The sequence below is a fragment of the Novosphingobium sp. BL-A-41-Hi4B-X5A genome (genome assembly GCF_055521705.1).
Window position 1 is genome coordinate 970,801 of record NZ_CM145500.1, and the last position, 24,233, is coordinate 995,033.

Here is a 24,233-nt window from a genome sequence, read left to right on the forward strand (position 1 = left end):
AAGGTTCGCTCATGGCATCGCATGCGAAACTCGACGGCAAGACGCCGTTCAAATCCGCCGCAGATCTGATTTCGTCTGCTCCCGCCTGGCTGGATCTGCCCGAACCACGCGGCTTCCGGCCCAAGCGCCGCCTGCGCACGGTGTGGATTTCCGACGTTCACCTTGGCACGCGAGGGTGCAACGCTCCGATGCTGCTGGATTTCCTTGCATCCATCGAATGCGAGACGCTCTACCTTGTCGGCGACATTGTCGACGGCTGGCGGCTGAGCAAGGGCTGGTACTGGCCCGATGCCCACAATGAAGTGATCCGGCGCATCCTCAAGATGGCGCACCGCGGCACGCGCGTGATCCTGATAGCTGGCAATCACGACGAAATGCTGCGCCCCTATGCCGGCATGAGCTTTGGCGGGGTGGAACTGGCTCTCGAGACAATTCACGAGACCGCCGACGGACGTCGCCTGCTGGTCACCCATGGGGACGGGTTCGACGGCGTGGTGCTCTATGCACGCTGGCTGGCGTTCCTTGGCGACAAGGCCTATTCGTTGCTGCTGCGCGCCAACGTGCTGTTCAACATCGCGCGCCGGCACCTCAAGATGCCGTACTGGTCGCTATCGGCATACCTCAAGAAGAAGGTCAAGAACGCGGTCCAGTTTGTCTGCGACTTCGAGGAAGCAGTGGCGCATGCGGCGCGGGACATGGGCGTCGATGGCGTCGTTTGCGGGCACATCCACTGCGCCGAGATCCGCCAGATCGGCGACGTGACCTACTACAACGATGGTGACTGGGTGGAGAGTTGCACGGCTCTCGCCGAAGAGTTCGACGGCAGCATGTCGATCATCGACTGGGCCGAGGACACGCGCCGCGCAGCTGCAGTCAAGGCCGCGCTTAAGCCCATTCCGCAGCTTGAGGAGGAACCGGCATGAGGATCGCGATCTGCACCGATGCCTGGCATCCGCAGGTGAACGGCGTCGTCAGGACTCTGGCGGCAACGGTCGACCGCCTCATCGCCCGAGGTCACGAAGTCGAACTGGTAACGCCAAGCCAGTTCCTGACGATGCCGCTGCCGGGCTACAGCGAGATCCGCCTTGCCATGCTTCCCCGGTTCGGCACGCGACGCACCTTGGCAGACTTCGCTCCCGACGTGGTGCATATCGCCACGGAAGGTCCGATCGGATGGAGCGCAAGGGGCTGGTGCAAGGCCAACAACGTGCCGTTCACCAGCGCCTTCCACACCCGCTTTCCCGAATATGCAGCTGTCCGCACCGGCTTGAAACCCGAACGCTTCTGGCCGGTCATGCGGCGCTTTCACGGTGCCAGCCGCGCGGTGCTGGTATCAACGCCAACTTTGGCGGCAGAGCTGGCCGGCCACGGCGTGACCCAGACCCGGATCTGGACGCGCGGCATAGATCGGGATCGTTTCCATCCCGATCATGAACCCCTACCCGAACTGGCGGATTTGCCCCGCCCGATCATGCTCAATGTCGGTCGGGTCGCGATCGAGAAGAACCTGACGGCATTTCTCGATGCGGATGTAGCAGGCACGAAAGTGATCGTCGGCGACGGCCCGGCGCTGGCAAGACTGAAGGCGCAGTATCCTGCGGCCGTCTTCCTCGGCGCGCGCCATGGTGAGCAATTGGCGCGAGCCTATGCTTCGGCCGATGTCTTCGTGTTTCCGAGCAGGACCGATACCTTCGGCCTTGTCATGATCGAAGCTCTGGCCTGCGGATTGCCGGTCGCAGCCTATCCCGTGCCGGGGCCGCTCGATATCATCGGGCGCGATGGCCGCGGCCCGTCCAGCGACCTGCCGATGCAGATCGGCGCTCTGGACGAAGACCTTGGCCTGGCGATCCGGAAGGCCTTGCGCTGTGATCGGATCGGCGCGGCCGTCCAAGGTGCACGATACAACTGGGACCGCGCGACCGATCAGTTCCTCGAGGCCGTGGGCGATGCCATACGCGAGCCCAGCGCACATGCGTTCGCCTGAAGCCATGTAATCAGACAAAAGGCGGTGGCATCTATCGAGGATGCCATGCTAAGGGCGCGGTCACGGAGACCCGACCCAATGCTTGCAGATGCCCCGCCCCAACTTGTTGTAATTGCGTCGGAAACGCCCGAAGTCACAGCCTCGCGTGAATTGCCGGCAGGTGTGGCGGATCTGATTGACGCAACACTGGCGTCAGGCAATCGCGCCGATGCCGAAGCCGTCATTCGTGCTGCCAAGCTTGCATTCCCGAGTGCCGCAGAAGCGATTGACGAGAGAGTGGCCACGCGCAAATCGTCCAGCTTTGCGCTGGTTGCGGCACCAGCCAGCAGGCAAGGCGAACCCAAAAAGTCAGAGGCCGCGGCGACACCCGCAAAAGAACCGAAAATTGCCGGCGAAGGGGAAGCCGGCGCATTTGCCAACACCGGCAATGCTCCGGGCATCGGACTGGTTGGCGGCTTCAAGCTGCTGGCCGAGGGCGCCAACTGGCGCATCGCCACGACTGCCCGTGCCGACTACCAGGAAACGGCGGACGTGGTCACCCGCGAACAATATCGCTTCTCGGCAGAGCCAAACTACAAGTTCGACAGCCGAGGCTATCTCTACGGCCTCGGCCAATTCGAGCAGGACCGCTTTCAAGGCTTTGCCTCGCGCTACAGCATTTCGGGCGGGCTGGGCTACAGTCTGCTGAAAGCCGATGATGCCAAGCTGAGCATCAAGGCGGGACCGGCGTGGCGCGTGACGAACCCGGTGGAAGGCGAGCGTGAATCCGTCGTGGCGGGGCTGGCATCGCTGGAAGCGAAGATCAAGCTGACGCCGAGCCTCGAATACAGCCAGGATGCCAGTGCCTATTTCGATGCGCAGGGCAGCACGTTCTATACCTTGGCGGCTCTCGACTCACGGCTGATCGGCAAGCTCAAGGCCCGGCTATCGTACATGGTGCAGCACGAAACCGCACCGGAACTCGGCCGGCTTGGCACGGATACGACGAGTCGGCTGACGCTGGTCTACGGGTTCTGAAGCGCCGTCAGGCGGCGGTGGTGCCCGGGGCGTGCTTGTTCATCAGATCGAACGAGCGCTCATACCACTTGCTGCCCGGATAATTGGTGCCCAGCACCGCTGCAGCCTTCTGCGCCTCTTGCGGCAAGCCGAGCGAGAGGTAGCTCTCGACCAGCCGGTAAAGCGCTTCGGGCGTGTGGCTGGTGCTCTGGTATTTTTCAACCACAGTACGGAAACGGAGCGTCCCGGCCAGCCACTTGCCGCTGCGCTGGTACATGCGACCGATCTCCATTTCCTTGCCGGCAAGGTGATCGTTGATCAGGTCGATCTTGAGCCGTGCATCGGCAGCGTAATCGGTGTTGGGGTAGCGGCGCACCAGCTCGTTCATAGCGGTCAACGCCTGCTGCGTGATCTTCTGGTCGCGCGTGACGTCTGAGATCTGCTCGTAATAGCAGAGAGCGACGAGGTAGTAGGCGTAGGGCGCGTCCTTGTTGCCGGGGTGAATCGACAGGAAGCGCTGGGCCGACTGAACCGACTTCGAGTAGTCCCGGGCAACATAATAGCTGAACGCGCTCATCAACTGGGCGCGGCGTGCCCATGGCGAATAGGGATGCTGGCGCTCGACCTCGTCGAACAGGGCAGCTGCCTGCTTCGAATCACCACGGTCAAGCCGGTCCTTCGCAGCGGCATAGAGCGTATCGACGTCGCGCGCGACGTAGGCCACGTCCTTCTTCTTGTTCCCCCCGCCCGCACAGCCGGCAGTCACGCCCATGGCGACGGTAGCGGCGGCAAGGACGGCGAAGCGCAACGGGCGGCGCATATCGAGGACGGTCATGCCGACCCTATAGCCAGCCGGTTCCTGAACGCCAAGTGAAGTTGCGGTCTTTTACGCCTCGGTGAAAGGAGGCTCGACCGCAATCGGATCGGCCAGCGTCATGCGATCGAGAATAGCTGCCGTTTCATCGCGCAATTGCAGCATCAAACCGCGCAACCGGCACTCGGCCTCGGGCAGGCAATTGGTGCAGGTTTCGTGAGCGTTCCGCGCCGCGCAAGGCACCAGCGCAAGGCTGCCGCGTGTCAGCCGGATGATGTCACCATAGCGGATATCGACCGGCGGAAGCGCCAGTTCGTATCCGCCGTCCCTCCCCCGGTGAGAGATGACGATCCCTTCCCGCGCCATTTCGGAGAGGATGACGGTGAGGAATTTACGCGGGATGTTCTGCGCCTCGGCGATCGCATCGAGACGCACGGGCCCCTGTCCGAACGTGTCGGAAAGGTGCTGGAGCGCCCGGATCGTATATCGCGTCTTTTGCGAGAGCATGAGAAAGACATGAACACTCGAACGCGAATGTCAACGCGCTTGGTAGAATTACTGGTGGGGTCTTCTGCACTTTACCGTTAGTCCAGCCCGGTTCCTTCGAGGAACCGGGCCAGTGCATTCCTTGCCCGTCACAAAGGCAACGCGCGGTTCACTTTGCCTCGGCAGTGCTTTCCACGAAATCAAGCCGGGCGCGGTAGGGGTCTTCGACGTGCTTCGCGCCACCTTCGGCGATAAGCATGACCTTGGTGTCGTCATCGGTGGCGGCCGGCCACGCCAATCCCGGCATCCCGTGGGTCGCGAAATCGATCCACAGCTTATGCGTGGCGGTTGCGACCGCTTGCTCGCCCGGGACCATCTTCCATTGCGTGCGGGCAGCGACAGTGTCGAAAACATAGGGCAATTCGCTGGCGTGCGGCGCACCACCCATGGCCTTGCGGAAATCCGGATGCGCATAGGCGAACCGATACAGGAATGCCGCCTGCCCCCGCTTTGCCAGGGCCCTTGCCACGGCACGTGCCGGTTCAATGAAAGTGCGATCGGCGCTGGTCATGACCGCGACCTGCAAAGGTGCGCCGTCGCCAGTCGGATCATAGAGCTTTCGCGCCTCTGCCTCCCGTTCGCCGTAGCTGGCAAATATCTTGCCCTTATCGGTACCGAAGGGAAGCCCGTCTGCTGAGTTTGCGCCGACCATGATCGGAACCCTGGCATAGAGTCCGGCGGCGATTGCCTCGACAGGACTGCCGAAAATGGTCCGGGCATCGACCATCGGTCCGGAATAGGAGGGCTGCGACATGGTCATCATTGAAAGATCACCTGTGACCTTCTCCGCCGGCAAGGCCCGCAGCGCTGCAGCGTCGAGACCGGCGGCAAAAGCCTCACCGGCTTTGGCTGCACCTGCAATGGTTGGCGTCGGCAAGGAGCGTTCGCGCCCGGCACCGCTCTCTATGATGACCTTCTGGAACAGCCCACGCGCCTCGGGAGCCTGCAGCAGCATATGCATCGACATGCCGCCTGCGCTTTCTCCGAAAACGGTGACGTTCGCCGGATCGCCGCCAAATCTATCGGCATTGGCCTTCACCCAGCGGAGCGCCGCGATCTGGTCGAGATAGCCGAAGTTGCCGCCGTACCCTTCAGCCGCCAAGGCCGGGTGCGCAAAAAAGCCGAAGCGACCAAGGCGATAGTTCAGGCTGATCAGCACCACGCCGTCGCGCGCGAAGTTCTCGCCGGAATAAACCGCAGGCGAGGAGCCGCCGTTGACGAACCCGCCACCGTGGACCCAGACCATCACTGGCAATTTGGCCCCCGGCTTCGCCGATGCGGGTTTCCAGACGTTGACGAAAAGGCAGTCTTCCGCAGGCGTGGTTCGAATCGGTGCCGCATCGGGCGGGAATGGCGCCTGGAGGCAATCTGCCCCGTATCTGGTGGCATCGCGCACCGAGGTCCAAGACGTCGGCGGCTGCGGCTCGCGCCAGCGGTTATCCCCTACGGGAGGTGCAGCATAAGGGATGCCAAGGAAGGCCGAGACGCCGTTTGCAGCCTCAGTGCCGCGAACTGGCCCTGACGCGGTTTCAACGACGACCTCCTTGGTCACAGTCGAAGACGGCTTGGCAGCATGGCCGACACCTGAAGACAGGGCCATCATTCCTGCACCCAACGCCAGCGTTGCAATGACACGCATGCTCAATCCTTCCAGGTCTTGGCTGGCAGCTTTACCTTGACCGGCGTGCCCAGCGTTTCGGCATCCTTGCCAAGGGCGAAGGTGTATTCAACTGCCGGCATTGTCCAGCCGCCGTCCTTCCAGTCAGCAAGGATGCGCGGGTCGATGGTCAGGCTGACGTTTTGCGAAGCGGCTGCGGCAAGGTTCACGCGCTGGAACCCGGCAAGGCGGCGCTTGGCCTGTCCCGCGCGGTCGACGAGGTAAAGCTGCGCAACTTCAGCGCCCTCGCGCTTGCCGGTGTTCTTCACGGTGAAGCTGGCAGTCATGCCCTTCAGCTTCAGGCCCGCGCTCTCGAACGTCGTGTACGACAGGCCGTGGCCGAACGCGAACAGCGGCTTGGCGCCCTTTCGCGCGAACCAGCGATAGCCTACGTCCGACCCTTCGATGTCATAATCAGAGACCAGCTTGTCGCTGCCTGACGAGGGATTACCCGAGAAATCGGGTTCTACCCAGTCGCTGCCATCGAGCCTGGGGCGCGGCAATTGCGCTTCGCTGGCCGGGAAAGTCAGCGGCAGGCGGCCCGAAGGGTTGGTGTCACCGAACAGCACCGAGGCGATGGCCGGCCCGCCGCGTGCGCCGGGATACCAAGCCTCGAGGACGCCTGCTACCTTGTCCAGCCACGGCATCTTCACAGGGCCGCCAGTTTCCAGCACGACGATGGTGTTGGGATTGGCGGCAGCAACAGCCGCAATCAGCTCGTCCTGGCCATCGGGCAGCGACAGGTCGGGCACGTCGAGGCCTTCGGTGGTCCACTGCGTCGCAAAGACGATGGCGACTTCGGATTGCTTTGCCTTCTCCACCGCGTCGGCAATGTAGCGCCCGTCACGGAAGGTGACCTTGGCGTCCTTGGCCAGCGCCTGGATCGCGTCCATCGGGCTGGAGCGGTGGTACTGCTGGGCGATGAAGCCGGCCCACACGCCCTTGCCGCCGATCGGACGGGTCACGGCTGGGCCGCCCTCGCCATGCACCTGGCTGGATCCCGCGCCCGAAAGCACGCCGCCATCGGCATAGCCCCCGATGATGGCGATGGACTTCGCGCTCTTGGCCAGCGGCAGCGCGCCATTGTTCTTGAGCAGGACGATGCCTTGCCGCGCGACTTCTTCTGCAACCATGCCATTGGCGGCGAAATCGATCTTGCCGCCCGGCTTGGCCGGGTTCTTGTCGAGACCCGAGGCGTAGATCGCGGTCAGCACGCGACGGTTCATGTCATCGAGCCGCGCCTTCCACACAGGGTCAGCCGCCGCCTTGTCCTTGAGCTTGTCGCCGAAGAATACGCCGGGATCGAGCTGTTCGCCCGACTGCTGGTCGAGTCCCTTCAGTGCCGCCTCGAGGTTCGGCACCGCGCCCCAGTCCGACATCACGAAGCCCTTGTAGCCCCACGATTGTTTCAGCACCTTGTTTAGCAGCCAGTCGTTGGCGCAGGCCTGTTCGCCATGAACGCGGTTGTAGGCGCACATCACCGAGCCGGGCTGGCCCTGCTCGATGCCGATCTGGAAGGCGAGCAGGTCGCTCTCGCGCGCGGCGCCCTCGCTGATCTTCACGTCGACATACTTGCGCCCGGTCTCCTGCCCGTTCAGCGCGAAGTGCTTGATCGTCGAGATGATATTGTTCGACTGGATGCCGCGGATCGCCGCGCCCACCAGCATGCCCGAAAGCAGCGGGTCCTCGGCAAGGTATTCGAAGGTACGGCCATTGCGCGGATCGCGCATCAGGTTGACGCCGCCGGCCAGGAGCACGTTGAAGCCTTTGGCCCGCGCTTCCGATCCGATCATCGCGCCGCCGCGATACATCAGGTCAGGGTTCCACGAAGCCGCCTGCGCCACGCCCGAAGGCAGCGCCGTGGACCCGTCCTTGCGGATGCCCATCACGTAGGATACGCCAAGGCTGGCGTCGGTTTCCTTGAGCGCGGGCACGCCCAGCCGCTCGATCCCCGGAATGTACCCCGCCCCTGCAATCGCATCGGCCGGAATCGGCGGGGTCGGCCCGCCCAGCGGCAGCGGCATGATGCCATGCGTCAGCACCACCTTCTCGTCCGTCGTCATCTGCCTGACCGTCGCCGCTGCACGCGCATCGGCCGCCTTCATGTCGACTGCAGAAGCTTGTTGGGCTTGGGATTCCGTCGCGCCAGTAGCCACCATCGTGCTCGCCGCCACCAAGAGGCGCCACACCTTCGACATCCATAGTCTCCTGAATTTCACAGCGGATTGACCACTCGATGGCCGAGGACCTGCCAGACTATTGGCAGCGCTGTCAAGCAGACGAATAGAAATCCCAATCCGCAAAATAGGGTTCTTGTGGAGCGCCCGTACAAAGACTAGGTTTCAAGTTGTGAATGTTCGCACAGCGGTTTCCATCCCTGTATTGCCAAAAAGAGACGCATGACCTCCCCGACTTTTCCGGCGAGCTCCGCCCGGGCCACCATGGACGATGTGGCACGTCTTTCAGGCGTGTCGCTGAAAAGCGTGTCTCGCGTCATAAATGGCGAACCTCACGTATCGGCAACCCTGCGAGCAAAGGTCGAGGCTGCGATTGCAGAGCTCAACTATGTGCCTGATGCAGCCGCCCGCTCGCTTGCCGGATCACGCACATTCATCATCGGCCTGCTGCTGGACAATCCCAGCCCGCACTACACCATGAAAATTCAGAAGGGCGTCTATGACGTCGTACGCTCCCAGCAATATCATCTGCGCATCGACAATATCGATTCCACCGTACCGAACGCACAATTTTCTGCGCTATTGGAAGCCCTGATCCGTAACAATCGCTGCGACGGGTTCGTGCTGACCCCGCCGCTTTCGGACAATCTGCTCCTTCTCGACTTTCTCGAGGCGCGCAAGATTCGCTATGTCCGGATCGCCCCGGCGCTGGATAATGCGCGTGGTCCTGGAATTGCCATCGATGACGCTGCAGCAGCTGCTGCCATGGCCAGGCATCTGTGGGACCTTGGTCATCGCCGCTTCGCAGTCATGCGGGGGCCGGCGTCGCACCGGGCCGCAGCCCGCCGGCGAGACGGCTTCATCGCCGAACTGGAGCGGCTCGGCAACACCGCGCCGGTGATCGACGCCGATGGCGGGTTTTCTTTCGAAGGTGGAATTGCCGCCGGCGAAACCCTGATCGCCCAAAGTCCCAGGCCGACCGCCGTCTTCGCCTGCAACGACGACAGTGCTGCCGGCGTGATGGCAGCTTGCTCGAAGGCAGGCTTGAAAGTGCCGGACGACATCTCCGTCTGCGGCTTCGACGACAGCTGGATTGCGCGGTCAGTCTGGCCCTATCTGACGACCGTGTATCAGCCGATCGAGGAAATGGGCCAGGCGGCCGCAGCCCTCCTGCTCAGAAGAGACGAGCAGGAAGGCAAGATTTCCGAGCTTGGGTTTAAGCTTGTAATCAGGGATTCGACTGCCCCTCCCCCGCAGTCTCAAGCGTAACCGCGCCGATCAGCCCTGACGGGCGGAGCGCTGCATCGGCACTATACGTCGGGAACGACGTCCAGGTCACCTTTTTCGCACCGGGTTGTGCATCGCCGATCAGGCGATTGACCCATAGGTTCGCAACCTTGACCTCTACCGAATTCACGCCATTCCGCACTGCACCGGACAGATCGACCCGGTACGGCTTGTGCCAGGCATAGCCGACGTGCTTGCCATTGACGGATACTTCAGCGATCTCGCCCACCTCGCCGAGGTTGAGCCAAAGCGGCGCGCCAGATTTGACGCTCTTGGGCAAGACGAAGCTGCTGGTGTAGGTCGCCATGCCCGAGAAGTACCTGACACCCGGATCGGCCTGGTCGCTCAGCGATGCCAGTTTCGGCAAGGTGATTCCTGCAGGTGCGCCACGTCCTGCCTGGAAGGCGACCTGCCATGGCCGGTCCAGCTTGGCCACCGCAGTGGGCACGACCTTCTTGATCATCAAAGCGTTCGATTTGGCGGGTTTGCGGAACACGACGAAAACGGAACTCTCGGCACCTAGCGTCAGTGGGACGATCGTTTCGCCGTCTTCGATGCGGTAGGATACAGGCTCCGAACGCCCGCTATCGGCGTGCCACAGTTCCGGCTGCTTTCCGGTGATACGGAAGCGCGCCTCTACCCGCTCATCCACCGCCTTGCGGTTGTTCAGAAACCACAGATCGCCGTCACTCAAGGTACGGTGGACGAACAGCACCTCGGCATCGGCACTGGCTCCCGACATCTGGAAGTCCGGCGACACGCCCGCCTTCGCAAGTGCCGCATCGATATCGGCAGAGGCGATGACCTGCCCTGCCCCAATCCGCGTCACCGGTGAGCCAGACCACAGTTTCGCGACCAGTGCTGCGAAATCGGCATCGCCGTCTGTCAGCGCGGGCGAGCTTTCGGGCGCCTGACCGACGACGGTTGCACCCGCCTCGACCAACGCAGCGAGGCGCCGCAATGTCGCGACGGTCATGCGCCGCGTCGATCCGCCAAGCTGGATCGCCTTGTAGCGCGCCCCGCCTTTGGCGACGATCTCTCCATCCTTCACCTCGATCGCATCGAACAGCGCATCGCGATTGATGAAATCATAGGCATGGGCCTTGGGTGCGTCGGCAATCGGCTTGCGCCCATAAAGGGCCGTGATCGGTCCTTCCTCGCCGTAGAAGTAGGCAACGTCGGCAACGTTGCGGCCTGCCTGCAGGAGCAGAGAGGACCGCGCCATGTAATCGACCCACGGCCGGGCAAGTTCGGCCCATGCTTCGTGGCGATTGAAAAACTGGCCGAAGATGGCCAGCGACATGCCTGGCACCTTGTCGTCAACCGGCTGGTGCACCGAAGTGTGCACGACCGGGCGGTTCACGCCGCTGGCGAACTCCAGATCAATGATGCGGCGCAATTCATTGGGAGCGTAGGCCCACGGCGCCAAGGCAGACGTCATCGATTCTGCCGCAACGATGTTCTGGCCATAGACATGCGCTACCGAGGCTGCGCCCTTCATGTCCGCGAGGTAGCTGGGGTTGGGTCCGGCCTTGCGGCTGAAGGTCCACAGGGCGGCCATCGGCACATCGGCATGGCTGCGCATTGCCATGTCATCGCCAAGCGAGGGACGGTTGTCCTCGAGAGCCTCGCCATAGACCTTCAGGCCGTTCTCGTGCGCCACCCGCGCGACCGTTCCGTAGTGCTCGGATGCCATGAGATCGGCGAGAGTCTGGCGGTAATCGCGCAAGAACTTGTCCGACTGATCGCGCGTGCCGACGACCACGCCAGCCAGAGCGGGAAGGTAGGGCATCGGATCGTAACCGCGAAGTCGCTTGAACTGCTCGACCATGCGCGGCGTCCAATTGGCCGCGCCTACCTCGATGGAATCGGTCAGGAGAGCGCGAACGCCTCGCTTGCCGACGAGATCCTCACCCGCCGCATCCTTGTAGGTGCCGATGTAATGTTCGAGATAGCGACGAACAGCATTGCCATCGAACTTGTCGACCTCAAGACCCGTCGCCTCAGGCGGGGCGGGATGATTGGTTGTGCCAAGCAGGCTCGACCCAAAGCGGATCACACGCCACCGCCCCTTTGGCGGCGTCCAATCGAGTGAGCCATCGGGGCGCATCTTGCCTGTCAGGTCGATGACCCTCGAAGGATCAACGCCGACGGCACCCCTGTCTGGTTCGCCGAGCGCATCGTAATCCCGTGCGATCGCAAAGCCCGCCTTGGCTTCGAACTGGTCAACGGCGATTTCGGAAGTCAGGCGAAATTGCTTGATCTCGAGCGGCGCCTTCGCGCTCGCCGCGATCATTTCGACAAAGCCGCCTGCAATGGCACCAGGCGCAGGATCGCCCATATTGGAGCCGTTGAACGGCAAGGGTATGAAAACCAGACGGAAATGACGCGCTGTCACCGGCTTGAAACTGACGGTCGACGGCGCGCCGGTGACCGGTAGGCTTGCGACAGGCTGCCATGCGGTGCCGTCGATGCTGGACTCGAGGCGAATGTCGAGCGTCGGCCCCGCGAACATGCTTTTCGCGCCGGGAATGGCAATCGTCGCAGAGCGTATCGTCTGCGGCTTGGCGTAGCTCGCCACCAAGGTTGTCGGCGCCTCTGCCGGACCACGGGGCAGGGTCACGCCAGTCTGCAGGCTGGCATCCGCCAGTTCCGCGGCAGAGATCGGCTTGCCACCCGAACTGAAGGCGGGAAGCACGTCTGCCGCTGCCGTGTCCGGCAGCGCGAGCACCGCAATATCGCTATACAGCTCGGGAGCCTTGAAGCCATGCTCGCCGGTGATCGCAGCCAGCGGATCTGAATCCGGCATGTCCAGAAAAGGCCCGGTGGTGACCGGAGGCATCGGCAACTTGCCCGTGAACCGCTTTCCACCCTGAAGGCGCGTTTCTGCCCAAACGACCTTTTTCAGCCCATCTTCAGGCTTCACCCACGGGCCGCCGGTTTCCGACCAACCCGGTGAAGCCGCGATGGCGAGCTCAAGGCCGAGGCGGTCAGCCTCGCTGGCGGCGAAGCGAAAGGCGTCCTTCCATTCCGGCGTCATGTACACGAGACGCTTGTCCACGACCTGTGGGGTCTGGAGCCCGGCGTCGAAGTTTTGCAGGCCGCCAATGCCGACGCGCTTCATCCAGTCGAGATCCTTGGCGATCCCATCCTTGGTGATATTGCCGTTCATCCAGTGCCACCAGACGCGTGGGCGCGCTTCCATTGGCGGGTCCTGGAATTGCTGGGCCAGTGGATCAGGGCTCGTCGCGCCCTGATCGGCAGCAGGAGCCTCGGCAAAGGCAACTGGCGAGAGCAGCGTGCTGCAAGCAAGGATCGTGGCGACCGAAAGGCCCCGGCGGATGTTCATCATGCTCTCTCCAGACTTGTTCTGTTTATGGAATTGCAAATCAGACGATGCCTGCGCCCAGTCCGACCGCCTTGCGCTCCTGCGCCTTGCGGCTGCGGTATTGGCTCATGCGGTACGCTTCGAGCACATCAATGGCCCCTCCCGCTTCCACTCGCGCCTTGGCGAGGATCGGCGCAACGTCGACGTTGTAGGCGCGGCGCAGGGCCTGGAACGCCATCATCGTGTCGTTGGCTTCCTGTGCCGCGTGCAGCGCCTCGCGGTCGACCAGTTGCGCCTTGGCGAAGCACTGGGTGATCGTCTCGGCGCTCGACAGCATCGATTCGATCGGATCGGTCACGTTGTGCGACTGGTCGATCATGTAGCTCGGGTTGAAGCCTTCCCGCGGATTGAGTTCGGCCTCGACCAGTTCGTTGAACACCAGGAACAGCTGGTGCGGGTTGATCGACCCGCTGTCGAGGTCGTCATCGCCATATTTGCTGTCGTTGAAGTGGAAGCCGCCAAGCTTGCCGAAGCGGTGCAGGCGGGCAACGATCTGTTCGATGTTCACGTTCGGAGCGTGGTGGCCGAGATCGACGAGGCACTTGGCCTTCGGACCAAGTTCCTGCGCCGCAAGGATCGAGGAGCCCCAGTCGCTAATCACGGTCGAATAGAAGGCCGGTTCGAACATCTTGTGTTCCAGCAGCATGCGCCAGTCATCGGGCAGCGCGGCATAGATCTTCGAAGCCGCTTCGAGATAGCGGTCAAGGCTACGGCCAAGGTCCTGCTGCCCCGGGAAGTTGGTGCCATCACCCACCCACACCGTGAGGTCGGTGGAACCGAGCTGTCGGCCGATCTCGATGCACTCGATGTTGTGGTCCACCGCTTGTTGGCGCGTGGCTGCATCCTGCGCGGCGAGCGAGCCATTGGCGTAGGTGTGAGCCTGCCCAGGCTGGTCCTGGAAGGTGTTCGAGTTCACCGCGTCAAAGCCGAGTCCAAGGGCCGCCGCTTCCTCGCGCAGCGCCTTGTAATCGCTGACCTTGTCCCACGGGAAATGCGGGGACACACGCGGCGTCACGCGGCTGAGCTGCTGGATGACGGCGCAGTCTTCCAGCTTTTCGTGGATGTTGGTCGGCTCGCCCGCGATCGGGAACTTGGCAAAGCGCGTGCCGCCGCGCCCTGCCCCCCACGAAGGCACGGCAACCGAAAAGCCCGCTACGCGGTCCTTGATCGCATCGATGTCGATCCCCGTGCGCGACAGCTTGCGGCCAAGTGCGGCGTAATCTTCCTCCAGCGCCTCGGCATGAAGGGCATTGCATTCGGCGATCAGGTCCACCGAGATGGGCAGTTCGGTCATCTCTTCATCCTCTCCCGGAGACTTAGCGTGTAAAGGCCTGCGCGTTGCCCGCGTCGACATTGATCATGTTGCCGGTGGACTTTGCGCTCATGTCCGACGCCAGGAAATAGACGGCCTCAGCAATGTCCTCCGGCAGCACATCGCGCTTGAGCATCGAGCGCTGGCGGTAGTGCTCTTCCAGTTCCTTGCCGCTGTCGATGCCGTGGGCGCCTGCGCGCTCCTTGCGCCAGTCGCCGTCCCAGATCTTGCTGCCCTTGATCACGGCATCCGGGTTGACGGTGTTGACGCGGATGCCGTGGGGCGCCCCTTCCAGCGCCAGGCAGCGTGCGAGATGGTTTGCTGCCGCCTTCGCCGAGGCATAGGCGCTGGCGTTGGTCGCCGCAGCCACGCCGTTTTTCGAACCGATGAAAACCACCGACGAACCGCCCTGCTCCTTCATCCGCTTCATCAGCGGCCAGGCAGCGCGGGCGGTAAGGAAATAGCCCTGCGCCAGCACGTCGTAATTGCGATTCCACAGCTCGATCGTGGTCTCCTCGATCGGCGCGGACGAGGCAATGCCGGCATTGGCGACGAGGATGTCCAGCCCGCCAAACTCGCGCGCCGCCACATCGATAGCGGCCTTTACCTGAGCTTCGTCAGTGACGTCGCACACGGCAGCGCGCACGACATCCTTGCCGAATTGCTTGGCAAAGCCAGCGCGCACTTCCTCGACCGCATCGGCTGCGCGATCCGCCAGAACCACGCAGGCACCTTCGCGCAGCAGACGAGCGGCAGACGCGGCACCGATGCCCCCTGCCCCGCCGGTGACGAGCGCGATCTTGCCGACCAGCGGCTTGGGCGAAGGCATGCGCTGCAACTTGGCTTCCTCGAGCAGCCAGTACTCAATGTCGAAGGCTTCCTGCTCGTCCAACGCGATGTAGTCACCGATTGCCTCGGCGCCGCGCATCACGTTGATGGCGTTTCCATAAAATTCGCCAGCAAGCCGTGCAGTGGTCTTGTCGGTGGCGAAGGTGATGCGACCGACACCGGGTACGAGCACCACGACAGGGTTGGAATCGCGCATGGCAGGCGAGTTGGACCGCTTGCAGCGTTCATAATAGGCCGCATACATCTCGCGATAATCGGCGATCTTCTGCGCCAGATAGGCATCGTCCTGCAGACGCGCCGGGTCAAGGGTCAGCGGTGCGATCTTGGTGCGCAGGAAGTGATCGGGGCATGACGTCCCCAGTGCAGCAAGGCGCTCGAAGTCGGCCGAGCCTGTGAACTCCAGCGCCTCGGCATCGTCCGAGAAGTGGCCGAGCTTCTGGCGCGCGCCGGTCATGAAGCCGCGCAGGCGGGGCATGAGGTCTGCGGCGATGGCAGCGCGATCCGGGTTCGGCGCAACCTTCCGGCCGCCAAAAGCGGGCTTTCCGCCCAGCTTTGCGTTCAGATAGTTTGCAGCGTCAGCAATCAGCTGCACGGTGTGCTCGTAGCAGGCCTTGGCGCTGTCGGCCCAGCAGATGATCCCGTGGCCCGCCAGCATCACGCCTTCAACTTGCGGGTTCGCCTTCACGTAATCACGCAGCATCACGCCCAGCGTGTAGCCGGGGCGCTTCCACGGCAGCCAACCGATCTTGCCGCCCCAGATTTCCTGCGTCGCCGCTTCGCCGCCTGAGGACGCTGCCAGCGCAATGATCGCGTCCGGGTGGACGTGATCGACATGGGCAAACGGCAGCAACGAATGCAGCGGCGTGTCGATGCTGGCCGCGCGGCCGTTCAGATTGAAGGTGCAGTGCGGCAGGAAGCCGACCATCTTGTCGTCATCGTCAGGACCAGAATAGTGCGCCTCCAGCCCCAGCAGCTTGGCCTGATAGAGCGTGGCAAAACCATCGAGCTTCATCGACCCGATGTCGCCACCCGATCCCTTGACCCACAGCACTTCGACCTTCTCGCCGGTAAGCGGATCGACCTCCTCAAGCTTGGCTGAGGTATTGCCGCCGCCGAAGTTGGTCACCGTCAGATCGCTGCCGAGCAGGTTCGAGCGGTAGAGCAGCAGTTCAGCCGTGCTGAGCTGCGAAGCGACCGCATCGTCCCAACGGCTGGCCGGCACGGCGAACGGAAGGGCGGCAGTAATCGGGGTGTGGGCGTTCATGGCATCCTGCAGACTGTTGCGCGATCTCGCGGTCAGCGACTCAGTAGCACTTTGCGCAAAAACGATCAAGAATGATCATTTGTGATTGTTTGAGCGATGGGCACAAAAAAGCCCCGCACCGGCGAGTGCGAGGCTCGTTGCTATCCAGGCCGTCAATTAGCGTGCTGACTGCTCCAGGAATGCAATCAGATCGGCTCGGTCCTGCGGGTTGGCCAGCGGAGGAAAAGCCATGCGATTGCCGGGTGCAAACTTCGCCGGACCACCAAGAAAAGCGTCCAGCGTCTGCGCATTCCAGACAACCGCCTTGTCCTTGAGCGCTTCGGAATAGTTGAAATTCGGCATTGTGCCAGACGTGCGGCCAACCACGCCCTTGAGCGACGGGCCAAGACGCGTCGCGCCAGTGTTCAGGTCGTGACAGGCGGCGCAACGGGCATACACGGACTTGCCCCTCACCGGATCGCCCGATGCCTGTTGGGCCATCGCACTGCCGGCGACGGCCAGCGTAGCGGCGGCGATAAGGGCGACTGGCTTCATGAAGCGGAATCCTTTGGTCATCATGGCATTATGCCTGACAAGGTATGTCCCGCTGCTGAACGGTCAATCCTTGGCTGGCGCCGAAAGATAAAGCTTCATGAGGATGCGGAACAGTTCGGACTTTTCCTTCCCCGTCAGGGCCGAAGTCAATTCCGTCTCGTGTTCGGCAATCGCCTGACGGGCGCGCGACAAGACCTCGCGCCCTTCGTCTGTAAGCCACAAGCCGCCGGCACGACGATCGAGCTTCGAAGGCTCATTCACCACAAAGTTGTTCTTGATCAGCTGACGGACGAACTGGTGGACTGTCGGCCGCTCGATCTGGAAGAACTTGGAAAGGTCGGTTTGCTTCACGCCCGGATTGGCGTTCACCAGCCAGAGAATGGCAACCTGCTTGGGGGTGACGCTCATGGGATCGAGACGCTTCTCGAGGCGCGTCACGAACAGTGTGTTGACCGTGCCGATATGCAGGCCGAGCACGGAATCCAGATCATCGAGATCAAGATCGGGTACGACCGATTGTCTGCTGATCTCTGCCGTTGCCACTGATTTCCCTTCTCACGCTTGCACGCACCCGCTTATGGTCTGCTTGAAATGCTGGCGGTATCGCGCGGCGGTCGGTTCCGTCCATTAGTAAAGCATACTAATTCTGCAAAGCCTTTTTGCAGCCACAATGCGTCCCGAGCACGTGGAGACGCCGCTGCGCCCTCGACATATCCTCCAGAATTGACCACTTGGGCCGCAACATTGGGAGAGCGTCTATGTCGGGCAAGGTCTATTTGGCAGTTATCATAGCAGCGCTGTCGACCTCGGTGGCATTCGGGCAAAGTGGCCCTAGCGCACCTGCACCTTCACTGACTTATGCCTTTACCGTAACCGCAACACTCGCGCCTCCCGTGGAGCAGGGCGAGGTGGACACGGCCCGCAAGCGCTTCATTGCCATAACCGGCGGCACGGTCAGCGGCCCGGCGCTGAGCGGGGAAGTGCTCCCGGGCGGCGGCGATTGGCAGGCGATCCTGCCCGGCGGACTGACCTCGATCGAAGCACGCTACTTCCTGAAGGCTGCCGATGGGACCGTGATCGAAGTGACCAACCCCGGCGTTCGCACGGCCACGCCCGAGGTGATCGAGAAGCTCGCCAAAGGCGAAGCGGTAGACCCATCCGCCTACTATTTCCGCACGACGCCGCGCTTCTCGGTCAAGCCCGGAGCGTATGACTGGTTGCGGCGCAAGGTCTTCGTAGCGCGCGGCATCCGCAAGCCTGATGGCGTGGTGATCGACTTCTACACGGTGGAGTAAGGCAGTCTCAGGCGTCGACTGGCGCCGTGGTCTTGCCGAGCGCCGGGATACCCACCGAGCGCCTGCCGCCATAGTCGGTTCGGACCACGATGAGGTTACCCTTCTCGAGATGCTCCAGCAGACGGCGGATGCGGCCTGATGAGCGCGTGCCGTAGATCTCGGCGAGACGCTCGTCATCCGGGCATGGTGCACCTTCAACGGCCGCGCGTGCGAGTGTCAGGAACGGCGCGAGCAGATCGTCAGGCACGTCCTTGCCTATGCGCAGAAGATCCTGCCACTGCGCGGCCTTGTCGTCATGGATGCCGGCAACCGCCATGGCGAAACGGCGGCGGAACGCACCGAGGTCCATGCCAGGCAGAATGCGCAACATCCGGCAGCGGACGGTGAAGTCCTGATAAAGCTGCGACGCAGGCTGGAATGTGCAGTCGGGCTCCGCCGCCATCTCCGCCAGGATCGAGGCGATGCTCGCCGCGGTTTCCTCCGCCTCGAACAGGCTGGGCGCCTCAGGTAGCTCGACCTGCTCGGCGGCCGGCACGTACCCTTCGATCTGCTCGAGCAACTCGCCGCTTTCCGGCGGCGGCGCATCCGGTTCGGGAGCACGAGGCGGCGATTCCATCGCCAGCGGCTCGGACAGCAGGATCGATTCCATCTCCGCGCCAGCTGCGTTGGGGAGCGGCATCAGGCCCTGCACCACGTTGCGCGCGCGGGTCTGGACATCGGCAATGCGCACGCTGACCGGTCGCCGGGCAATCGCAGGGCCAAGGCCCAGAAAATGTCCTCGTTCGAGGTCGCGGATCTTTTCGGCCTCGCGCCGCTCCATGCCGAGGAGGTCGGCCGCACGCGCCATGTCGATATCGAGGAAAGTGCGCCCCATCAGGAAGTTCGATGCTTCGGCGGCAACGTTCTTGGCCAGCTTGGCGAGGCGCTGGGTGGCGATAACACCCGCCAGCCCGCGCTTGCGCCCCCGGCACATCAGGTTGGTCATTGCCGAGAGGCTGAGGCGGCGTACTTCGTCGGTCACATCACCCGCGGCGGCCGGCGCGAACATCTGCGCCTCGTCGACCACCACCAGCGCCGGGTACCACTCGTCGCGCGGGGCATCGAACAGGGTGTTCAGGAAAACGGCTGCACACCGCATCTGCGCTTCGAGTTCCAACCCGTCGAGCGCGAGAATCACCGAGGCGCGGTGCTTGCGAATGCGTGCGGCAAGCTTGGCGATTTCCGGGCCATCATAGGCCGATCCATCAACGACGACGTGGCCGAAGGGTTCAGCCAGCGTAACGAAATCGCCCTCCGGGTCGATCACTACCTGCTGGACGATGCTCGCGCTCTCTTCCAGCAAACGGCGCAGCAGATGCGACTTGCCCGACCCGCTGTTGCCCTGCACGAGCAGGCGGGTGGCAAGAAGTTCCTCGACGTCGATCCTGACAGACGCGCCGGACCGGTCGGCGCCGATGACGATTGATGCGCTCACGCCTGTCGCTCTGGCGAAGGCAGGGAGAGTCGGCAAGGCCGTGACCTTGTGATTTCCCCCGCCTTCAGCGCCTTTTACGGCAGGACGATGCCATCGCCGCGCTTGTAAAGCGGCGCGACACTGTCGTCGGGCCGTCCCGGATGCTGCTCTTCGACCGCCTTTGCCGATGATGGCAGTTCGAACGGCAGGCGCCCCTGCGACTTCGCCTTGCCGGTCACGAGATCGACGAGCACGGCATCACTGGCTCCAAACAACCCGTAGATCGCCGCGGCCTTGTCCTTGAATGCAGTCAGTACGGCAGGGCGATCCAGGTCCACCGCCACGATCGTGGGCACTTTGGCGGACGCTTTCTCAACCAGTTTCGTTGCTTCATCGTCAGCACGGAAATCGAGCCTGCCCTCATGCTGGCGCGAGCCGAAGAAGTGGTTGGGGTGAAGCACCTCGAACGGCGTAGCGACACGGACCAGCGCGACGTCGGCCTGATCGAGCGTATCGACAACCGTCAGCCCGCCAGCGCGCGCCGCCTCGGCGTTAACGCCAGACAGCCAGACCTTGCGCCCCGGCGCCAGGGGAAGCAATGCATTCCGGTTTTCAAGCAGGACCTGCGCGGCACGCTGCGCCTTGTCAGCTTCGGCCTGTGTCGCCGGATCGCCGACGACCTTCCCGGCTTGCCCAACATCGACGTAAGGGTTGTCAAACAGGCCGAGTTCGAACTTGAGCTTGAGCACGCGCCGCGCTGCTTCGTCGACGCGGGCAAGGCTGACCTTGCCGTGCTTCACTGCGGCAAGCAGCGGCGCTGGATTGTCGACGCCGCCGAACTGGTCGATCCCGGCATTGGCACCCATCGCATAGCGGTCTTCCTCGGAAAGATCCTCAACTCCCCAGGGCATCGCGATATTGTAGCCTTGCGGCTTTTCCGCAGTTGGCGACTTGCAAGGTTCCATACAGGTGTTGGTGATCCCCCAGTCGGAAATCACGATGCCACCGAAGTTCTTTGTCTTGCGAAGAAGACCTTCGATCAGCGGTTTGCTGAAGCCAGCGCCGACCTGGGGCAAAGGCTTGCCGCCGATGCTGACACCGTTGGCGATCACGTAAGTCGGCATGACGCCCGCGGAGTTTGCGGCCAACGCACCGTCGAATGCGGCCACGTGCTGGGCAAAACTTTCGTTATCAAGGCGGGCGATGCGGCCATAGTAATTGTGCCCGTCGAAGCCTTCCGGCTCAGCGCCATAGCCGACCCAGTGCTTGACCACAGTGGCGACGCCAGAGCGGACAAGCCCCTTGGGGCTACCCTGAAAACCGCGCACATAGGCGCCGGCAAGGCGGGAAACCGTCGCAGCGTCAGAGCCAAAGGTTGCCACGCCGCGTGGCCAGCGCGGCTCAGTGTAGAGATCGGCCTGCGGACTCAAGGCCATGTGGATGCCGACTGCCCGGTACTCGGCGGCAACGAGCCGACCAAATCGCTCGACCAGTTTCTCGTCGCCGATTGCAGCCATCCCTAGCGTCTCCGGCCATTGCGAAAACCCACCGGACGCCGAACTGACGCCAACTGTCACCTGGAAGTGGTTGCGTGGATCGGTGCTGATCGTGACAGGGATGCCGAGCCGCGTTGCCTCGGCGAGGCGCTGGATGGCATTGTTCTCTTCAGAAAAGGATCTGGCATCAGGCGACAGGCGGGTGATCGCACTGTTCACGCCTCGTGCAAGCTGCGCTTGCGCTGCCGACTTGTCGTAGGCCGTCCCTACCCCGATCCCGGACCCCTTCTCGGCAGCCAGCGTGCCATGGAGCATGAGGGCAACCTTCTCTTCCAGCGTCATCTGCCGCAGCAAATCGTCAACGCGACGAGCCGTGGGGGCTGCCGGGTTCTCGTAGACGTCCTGTCGACCGTTGTGATTGAGATCGCGATAGGTCTCGCCCGCGCGGGCTGGCTGGTGGACCAGCATGGCCGCCACAAGGGCTGGCAAGATTGCTGAACCTACACGAAGTGACGTGAACGAACGCGACATCAAACTCTCCCACCCGCACATTGACAGCGCAAGACACATACACGTTAGGGAAGCGATGCACATCAGACAACGCCCCAAAGACAGAAAAAGCGGCGACGCAATCACTTGCGCCGCCGCCTCTGCGACCCGTCGGGCAAAAAGGGGAAAGCCCTTCGGTAACCGAGGGTTATGCTTACCCCTGTCGGATCATGTAGTCGAAAGCAGAAAGCGCAGCTTTGGAACCTTCGCCCATGGCGATGATGATTTGCTTGTAGGGGACGGTGGTAGCGTCACCCGCTGCGAAAATCCCGGGCACGCTGGTTGCACCACGGGCATCGACTTCGATTTCACCGCGCGCCGAAAGATCGATTGCGCCCTTGATCCATTCCGTATTGGGCACAAGGCCGATCTGCACGAAGATGCCTTCGAGTTCGACCGTGTGCATTTCCTCGCTCGTACGGTCTTGGTAGACCAATCCGGTGACCTTTGCGCCGTCTCCCAGTACCTCGGTGGTCAGCGCTGATGTCACGATCGTCACGTTGGGCAACGACCGCAGCTTGGACTGCAGTACGGCGTCGGCACGAAGCTGGCTGTCAAACTCGATCAGCGTGACGTGGGCAACGATGCCGGCAAGGTCGATCGCCGCTTCGACGCCCGAGTTGCCGCCGCCGATCACCGCGGTGCGCTTGCCCTTGAACAGCGGGCCATCGCAGTGCGGGCAATAGGCCACGCCCTTGTTGCGGTACTCGTCCTCGCCGGGAACGCCCATCTGCCGCCAGCGCGCGCCGGTGGAGAGGATCAACGTCTTGGCTTTGAGGCTGGCGCCGTTCTCCAGCTTGACTTCATGAAGCCCGCCCTCGGTGCCGGGAACCAGCGCCGTCGCCTTCTGCAGGTTCATCACGTCGACTTCGTATTCCTTGACGTGGCTTTCCAGCTGGGCGGCAAGCTTCGGCCCTTCGGTGTGCTGGACCGAGATGAAGTTCTCGATACCCATGGTGTCGAGCACCTGCCCACCGAAGCGCTCCGCGACGACGCCGGTCCGGATGCCCTTGCGCGCGGCATAGATCGCAGCGGCAGCGCCCGCAGGCCCGCCCCCGACCACGAGCACGTCGAACGGCTCCTTGGCGGCAATCTTCTCGGCGGCGCGGGCAGAAGCATTGGTATCGAGCTTGGCGACGATCTGTGCAAGGTCCATGCGGCCTGAGCCGAAGGGCTGGCCGTTCAGGAAAACGGTCGGCACGGCCATGATCTGGCGACGCTCGACTTCCTCCTTGAACAGCGCGCCGTCGATGGCGACGTGAGTCACGTTGGGATTGAGTGCCGCCATGATGTTGAGGGCCTGCACCACGTCAGGGCAGTTCTGGCAGGTCAACGAGAAGAACGTCTCGAAGTGCAGCGGACCGTCAAGCTCGCGCACCTGGTCGAGAAGCTCGGCGTCTTCCTTCGGCGGGTGCCCGCCAACATGGAGCAGCGCGAGGATCAGCGAGGTGAATTCATGGCCCATCGGCAGGCCAGCGAAGACGGCTTCCGCCCTGCCCTCGTCTGCCCGGATGGCGAAGCTGGGGACCCGCTCGTCAGTCCCATCAAAGCGCGCGGCTACCTTGTCGGATTGCGCGGCGATTTCCTCGACAAGCGACCGCATCTCTGCGGACTTGGCGCTGTCGTCCAAGGTAGCAACCAGCTCGATCGGACGGCGCAGGTTGCCGAGATAGGCCTTGAGCTGGGCAGTGGTGGCGGCGTCAAGAACGGGCATGGTCATTTCCTTTGGACAATACTGACCGCGCGTCACCGAATGGTCGGCGCACGGGAGATCAATTCGAATTTGATCGGGATCGTGGAACCGGCGGACCGCCCAGAAGTGGCACGGCCCGTCCGGTGGCTATGGCAGGACGTTCAACCCCACGCGGTGAACGCCCTGCCAGAACAATCAGATCTTGCCGACGAGGTCGATCGAGGGAGCCAGCGTTTCGGCGCCTTCTTCCCACTTGGCCGGGCAGACCTGGCCGGGGTTCTCACGCCAGTACTTGGCAGCCTTGATCTTGCGCAGCAGTTCCGCAGCGTTGCGGCCCACGCCCTCTGGGGTGATCTCGACCAGCTGGATGGTGCCGTCCGGATCGGTCACGAAGGTGCCGCGGTCAGCAAGACCGACGCCTTCGCGCAGGATGCCGAAGTTGTTCGAGATCGTGTGGTTCTGGTCGCCCAGCATGTAGTAGTTGATCTTGCCGACGGCCGGCGAGGTCTCGTGCCATGCCTTGTGGCTGAAGTGCGTGTCGGTCGAGACCGAGTAGACTTCGACGCCGAGGCCCTGGAGTTCGCCATAGATGTCGGCGAGGTCTTCCAGTTCGGTCGGGCAGACGAAGGTGAAGTCGGCCGGGTAGAAGAAGAACACGCCCCACTTGCCGAGCACGTCCGCGTCGCTGACGTCGACAAACTTGCCCTGGTGGAAAGCGGTTGCCTGGAACGGCTTCAGCTTGGTTCCGACGATCGACATAGACTCAAATCCTTCTCGTTGTGGATTGGTGAACCGGGATACGAATGGCGAGGTAGGGCATGGCTCAGGATTTTTCCAATGAGCAAATTCGCCCTGTTTGATTTATTGCGTCGATCAATGACCGGGCTTTGACGGTAGTTTCGAGATCTCTCGGCAATATCTGACCCAAAGTGCAAGGTC

18 protein-coding genes are annotated in these 24,233 nt (G+C 62.8%); 5 read left to right on the forward strand and 13 right to left on the reverse strand.

Features of this window, described 5'->3' with window-relative positions; translation table 11 throughout:
* The first annotated feature begins 11 nt into the window (after positions 1-11).
* The 3 genes from ACZ1JY_RS04450 to ACZ1JY_RS04460 all read left to right on the forward strand — a co-directional run bounded on the left by ACZ1JY_RS04450 (position 12) and on the right by ACZ1JY_RS04460 (position 3,001).
* Positions 12-923: a UDP-2,3-diacylglucosamine diphosphatase gene (locus ACZ1JY_RS04450; RefSeq protein WP_206065722.1), complete on the forward strand. Its 912-nt coding sequence runs from the start codon at positions 12-14 to the stop codon at positions 921-923.
* Positions 920-1,984, forward strand: coding sequence for a glycosyltransferase family 4 protein (locus ACZ1JY_RS04455; protein WP_465130502.1), 1,065 nt, complete (start codon positions 920-922; stop codon positions 1,982-1,984). The genes ACZ1JY_RS04450 and ACZ1JY_RS04455 overlap by 4 nt, the downstream gene beginning before the upstream one ends.
* 78 nt (positions 1,985-2,062) lie before the next feature.
* Positions 2,063-3,001 carry a DUF481 domain-containing protein gene (locus ACZ1JY_RS04460; protein WP_465130503.1) on the forward strand — a complete coding sequence of 313 codons (939 nt, stop codon included), beginning with the start codon at positions 2,063-2,065 and terminating at the stop codon, positions 2,999-3,001.
* A 7-nt stretch (positions 3,002-3,008) separates the two neighbouring features.
* Here the strand turns inward: ACZ1JY_RS04460 and ACZ1JY_RS04465 are convergent, their stop codons facing one another.
* The 4 genes from ACZ1JY_RS04465 to ACZ1JY_RS04480 all read right to left on the reverse strand — a co-directional run bounded on the left by ACZ1JY_RS04465 (position 3,009) and on the right by ACZ1JY_RS04480 (position 8,195).
* Entirely contained in the window at positions 3,009-3,815 is an 807-nt protein-coding gene (locus ACZ1JY_RS04465) for an outer membrane protein assembly factor BamD (RefSeq protein ID WP_168904569.1), read from the reverse strand.
* Between the two features lie 51 nt (positions 3,816-3,866).
* A complete protein-coding gene (locus ACZ1JY_RS04470) occupies positions 3,867-4,301 on the reverse strand; it encodes an RrF2 family transcriptional regulator (RefSeq protein ID WP_118073635.1) in 435 nt (144 codons plus the stop codon).
* Positions 4,302-4,449: 148 nt separating this feature from the next.
* The gene (locus ACZ1JY_RS04475) at positions 4,450-5,979 is read right to left on the reverse strand and encodes a carboxylesterase/lipase family protein (protein WP_465130504.1); all 1,530 of its coding nucleotides are present in this window, start codon (positions 5,977-5,979) and stop codon (positions 4,450-4,452) included.
* A 2-nt stretch (positions 5,980-5,981) separates the two neighbouring features.
* Positions 5,982-8,195, reverse strand: a complete 2,214-nt coding sequence (locus ACZ1JY_RS04480; protein WP_465130505.1) for a beta-glucosidase — start codon at positions 8,193-8,195, stop codon at positions 5,982-5,984.
* Between the two features lie 243 nt (positions 8,196-8,438).
* On the opposite strand from ACZ1JY_RS04480, the gene ACZ1JY_RS04485 reads away from it, so the two are divergent.
* A complete protein-coding gene (locus ACZ1JY_RS04485) occupies positions 8,439-9,443 on the forward strand; it encodes a LacI family DNA-binding transcriptional regulator (protein ID WP_162896011.1) in 1,005 nt (334 codons plus the stop codon).
* On the opposite strand, the gene ACZ1JY_RS04490 is transcribed toward ACZ1JY_RS04485, so the two are convergent.
* The 5 genes from ACZ1JY_RS04490 to ACZ1JY_RS04510 form a co-directional block, all read right to left on the reverse strand.
* Positions 9,403-12,810, reverse strand: a complete 3,408-nt coding sequence (locus ACZ1JY_RS04490) for a glycosyl hydrolase (protein ID WP_465130870.1) — start codon at positions 12,808-12,810, stop codon at positions 9,403-9,405. The genes ACZ1JY_RS04485 and ACZ1JY_RS04490 overlap by 41 nt on opposite strands.
* 40 nt (positions 12,811-12,850) lie before the next feature.
* Positions 12,851-14,143 carry an L-rhamnose catabolism isomerase gene (gene rhaI, locus ACZ1JY_RS04495; RefSeq protein WP_465130506.1) on the reverse strand — a complete coding sequence of 431 codons (1,293 nt, stop codon included), beginning with the start codon at positions 14,141-14,143 and terminating at the stop codon, positions 12,851-12,853.
* A 22-nt stretch (positions 14,144-14,165) separates the two neighbouring features.
* Entirely contained in the window at positions 14,166-16,274 is a 2,109-nt protein-coding gene (locus tag ACZ1JY_RS04500; RefSeq protein ID WP_465130507.1) for a bifunctional rhamnulose-1-phosphate aldolase/short-chain dehydrogenase, read from the reverse strand.
* A gap of 156 nt (positions 16,275-16,430) precedes the next feature.
* Complete coding sequence (locus ACZ1JY_RS04505) at positions 16,431-16,808, reverse strand: c-type cytochrome (RefSeq protein WP_118074727.1); 378 nt, start codon at positions 16,806-16,808, stop codon at positions 16,431-16,433.
* A 63-nt stretch (positions 16,809-16,871) separates the two neighbouring features.
* A complete protein-coding gene (locus ACZ1JY_RS04510; protein ID WP_118073632.1) occupies positions 16,872-17,351 on the reverse strand; it encodes a MarR family winged helix-turn-helix transcriptional regulator in 480 nt (159 codons plus the stop codon).
* A gap of 215 nt (positions 17,352-17,566) precedes the next feature.
* Between ACZ1JY_RS04510 and ACZ1JY_RS04515 the strand changes: the two genes are divergently transcribed.
* Positions 17,567-18,103, forward strand: a complete 537-nt coding sequence (locus ACZ1JY_RS04515; protein WP_465130508.1) for a DUF3237 domain-containing protein — start codon at positions 17,567-17,569, stop codon at positions 18,101-18,103.
* Positions 18,104-18,110: 7 nt separating this feature from the next.
* Here ACZ1JY_RS04515 and ACZ1JY_RS04520 read toward each other — a convergent pair whose 3' ends face one another.
* The 4 genes from ACZ1JY_RS04520 to ahpC form a co-directional block, all read right to left on the reverse strand.
* The gene (locus ACZ1JY_RS04520; RefSeq protein WP_465130509.1) at positions 18,111-19,577 is read right to left on the reverse strand and encodes a helicase HerA domain-containing protein; all 1,467 of its coding nucleotides are present in this window, start codon (positions 19,575-19,577) and stop codon (positions 18,111-18,113) included.
* Between the two features lie 74 nt (positions 19,578-19,651).
* Positions 19,652-21,583: a glycoside hydrolase family 3 protein gene (locus tag ACZ1JY_RS04525; protein ID WP_465130510.1), complete on the reverse strand. Its 1,932-nt coding sequence runs from the start codon at positions 21,581-21,583 to the stop codon at positions 19,652-19,654.
* A 172-nt stretch (positions 21,584-21,755) separates the two neighbouring features.
* Positions 21,756-23,315 (reverse strand): alkyl hydroperoxide reductase subunit F, encoded by a 1,560-nt coding sequence (gene ahpF / locus ACZ1JY_RS04530; protein ID WP_465130511.1) that lies wholly within the window; start codon positions 23,313-23,315, stop codon positions 21,756-21,758.
* 174 nt (positions 23,316-23,489) lie between these two features.
* The gene (gene ahpC / locus ACZ1JY_RS04535; protein ID WP_427463321.1) at positions 23,490-24,053 is read right to left on the reverse strand and encodes an alkyl hydroperoxide reductase subunit C; all 564 of its coding nucleotides are present in this window, start codon (positions 24,051-24,053) and stop codon (positions 23,490-23,492) included.
* Positions 24,054-24,233: the final 180 nt, after the last annotated feature.

Bases quoted from the DNA above. Each gene is read 5' to 3' on its own strand.
- ACZ1JY_RS04450 (WP_206065722.1), top strand. From the start codon at position 12: ATGGCATCGCATGCGAAACTCGACGGCAAGACGCCGTTCAAATCCGCC.
- ACZ1JY_RS04455 (WP_465130502.1), top strand. From the start codon at position 920: ATGAGGATCGCGATCTGCACCGATGCCTGGCATCCGCAGGTGAACGGC.
- ACZ1JY_RS04460 (WP_465130503.1), top strand. From the start codon at position 2,063: ATGCTTGCAGATGCCCCGCCCCAACTTGTTGTAATTGCGTCGGAAACG.
- ACZ1JY_RS04465 (WP_168904569.1), bottom strand. From the start codon at position 3,815: ATGACCGTCCTCGATATGCGCCGCCCGTTGCGCTTCGCCGTCCTTGCC.
- ACZ1JY_RS04470 (WP_118073635.1), bottom strand. From the start codon at position 4,301: ATGCTCTCGCAAAAGACGCGATATACGATCCGGGCGCTCCAGCACCTT.
- ACZ1JY_RS04475 (WP_465130504.1), bottom strand. From the start codon at position 5,979: ATGCGTGTCATTGCAACGCTGGCGTTGGGTGCAGGAATGATGGCCCTG.
- ACZ1JY_RS04480 (WP_465130505.1), bottom strand. From the start codon at position 8,195: ATGTCGAAGGTGTGGCGCCTCTTGGTGGCGGCGAGCACGATGGTGGCT.
- ACZ1JY_RS04485 (WP_162896011.1), top strand. From the start codon at position 8,439: ATGGACGATGTGGCACGTCTTTCAGGCGTGTCGCTGAAAAGCGTGTCT.
- ACZ1JY_RS04490 (WP_465130870.1), bottom strand. From the start codon at position 12,810: ATGAACATCCGCCGGGGCCTTTCGGTCGCCACGATCCTTGCTTGCAGC.
- rhaI (WP_465130506.1), bottom strand. From the start codon at position 14,143: ATGACCGAACTGCCCATCTCGGTGGACCTGATCGCCGAATGCAATGCC.
- ACZ1JY_RS04500 (WP_465130507.1), bottom strand. From the start codon at position 16,274: ATGAACGCCCACACCCCGATTACTGCCGCCCTTCCGTTCGCCGTGCCG.
- ACZ1JY_RS04505 (WP_118074727.1), bottom strand. From the start codon at position 16,808: ATGAAGCCAGTCGCCCTTATCGCCGCCGCTACGCTGGCCGTCGCCGGC.
- ACZ1JY_RS04515 (WP_465130508.1), top strand. From the start codon at position 17,567: ATGTCGGGCAAGGTCTATTTGGCAGTTATCATAGCAGCGCTGTCGACC.
- ACZ1JY_RS04525 (WP_465130510.1), bottom strand. From the start codon at position 21,583: ATGTCGCGTTCGTTCACGTCACTTCGTGTAGGTTCAGCAATCTTGCCA.
- ahpF (WP_465130511.1), bottom strand. From the start codon at position 23,315: ATGCCCGTTCTTGACGCCGCCACCACTGCCCAGCTCAAGGCCTATCTC.
- ahpC (WP_427463321.1), bottom strand. From the start codon at position 24,053: ATGTCGATCGTCGGAACCAAGCTGAAGCCGTTCCAGGCAACCGCTTTC.